This window comes from Nocardioides sp. NPDC092400, assembly GCF_040684155.1.
Classification (GTDB): Bacteria; Actinomycetota; Actinomycetes; order Propionibacteriales; family Nocardioidaceae; genus Nocardioides.
In genome coordinates this window covers 1-1932 of sequence record NZ_JBFBFJ010000018.1, presented here as the reverse complement: position 1 = coordinate 1932, position 1932 = coordinate 1, and the positions used below count along the sequence as shown (strand labels likewise).

Annotated in this window: 2 tRNA genes and 1 rRNA gene; all 3 read left to right on the top strand. The window is 54.6% G+C overall.

What is annotated here, in order from left to right:
- The first annotated feature begins 44 nt into the window (after window positions 1–44).
- A 16S ribosomal RNA gene (locus tag AB0N29_RS20900) occupies window positions 45–1577 on the top strand.
- 64 nt (window positions 1578–1641) lie between these two features.
- Window positions 1642–1718 (top strand) — tRNA-Ile (locus tag AB0N29_RS20895).
- A 38-nt stretch (window positions 1719–1756) separates the two neighbouring features.
- A tRNA-Ala gene (locus AB0N29_RS20890) sits at window positions 1757–1832 on the top strand.
- Window positions 1833–1932: the final 100 nt, after the last annotated feature.

The following is a 1932-nucleotide window of genomic DNA, read 5'->3' as shown; positions in this document are numbered from 1 at the left end:
GTGAGCGACCGGTTCTTAACTGAACCGAAAACAGTAACAGGTTTAAACTGAAGAGTTTGATCCTGGCTCAGATTGAACGCTGGCGGCATGCCTTACACATGCAAGTCGAACGGCAGCACGGGTGCTTGCACCTGGTGGCGAGTGGCGAACGGGTGAGTAATACATCGGAACATGTCCTGTAGTGGGGGATAGCCCGGCGAAAGCCGGATTAATACCGCATACGATCTACGGATGAAAGCGGGGGACCTTCGGGCCTCGCGCTATAGGGTTGGCCGATGGCTGATTAGCTAGTTGGTGGGGTAAAGGCCTACCAAGGCGACGATCAGTAGCTGGTCTGAGAGGACGACCAGCCACACTGGGACTGAGACACGGCCCAGACTCCTACGGGAGGCAGCAGTGGGGAATTTTGGACAATGGGCGAAAGCCTGATCCAGCAATGCCGCGTGTGTGAAGAAGGCCTTCGGGTTGTAAAGCACTTTTGTCCGGAAAGAAATCCTTGGCTCTAATACAGTCGGGGGATGACGGTACCGGAAGAATAAGCACCGGCTAACTACGTGCCAGCAGCCGCGGTAATACGTAGGGTGCGAGCGTTAATCGGAATTACTGGGCGTAAAGCGTGCGCAGGCGGTTTGCTAAGACCGATGTGAAATCCCCGGGCTCAACCTGGGAACTGCATTGGTGACTGGCAGGCTAGAGTATGGCAGAGGGGGGTAGAATTCCACGTGTAGCAGTGAAATGCGTAGAGATGTGGAGGAATACCGATGGCGAAGGCAGCCCCCTGGGCCAATACTGACGCTCATGCACGAAAGCGTGGGGAGCAAACAGGATTAGATACCCTGGTAGTCCACGCCCTAAACGATGTCAACTAGTTGTTGGGGATTCATTTCCTTAGTAACGTAGCTAACGCGTGAAGTTGACCGCCTGGGGAGTACGGTCGCAAGATTAAAACTCAAAGGAATTGACGGGGACCCGCACAAGCGGTGGATGATGTGGATTAATTCGATGCAACGCGAAAAACCTTACCTACCCTTGACATGGTCGGAATCCCGCTGAGAGGTGGGAGTGCTCGAAAGAGAACCGGCGCACAGGTGCTGCATGGCTGTCGTCAGCTCGTGTCGTGAGATGTTGGGTTAAGTCCCGCAACGAGCGCAACCCTTGTCCTTAGTTGCTACGCAAGAGCACTCTAAGGAGACTGCCGGTGACAAACCGGAGGAAGGTGGGGATGACGTCAAGTCCTCATGGCCCTTATGGGTAGGGCTTCACACGTCATACAATGGTCGGAACAGAGGGTTGCCAACCCGCGAGGGGGAGCTAATCCCAGAAAACCGATCGTAGTCCGGATTGCACTCTGCAACTCGAGTGCATGAAGCTGGAATCGCTAGTAATCGCGGATCAGCATGCCGCGGTGAATACGTTCCCGGGTCTTGTACACACCGCCCGTCACACCATGGGAGTGGGTTTTACCAGAAGTGGCTAGTCTAACCGCAAGGAGGACGGTCACCACGGTAGGATTCATGACTGGGGTGAAGTCGTAACAAGGTAGCCGTATCGGAAGGTGCGGCTGGATCACCTCCTTTCCAGAGCTATCTCGCAAAGTTGAGCGCTCACGCTTATCGGCTGTAAATTTAAAGACAGACTCAGGGGTCTGTAGCTCAGTCGGTTAGAGCACCGTCTTGATAAGGCGGGGGTCGTTGGTTCGAATCCAACCAGACCCACCATTGTCTGGCGGTAGGTACCTGAGGTTATCTGTACTCATGGGGGCATAGCTCAGCTGGGAGAGCACCTGCTTTGCAAGCAGGGGGTCGTCGGTTCGATCCCGTCTGCCTCCACCAATCACCAACGCTAAGGGCTTGGTTCAGACACTGAACCGAGAATTTTGCATTGGCGATTGAGCCAGTCAGAGTGATACGTAGTATGTATCGGCTGTCGTTC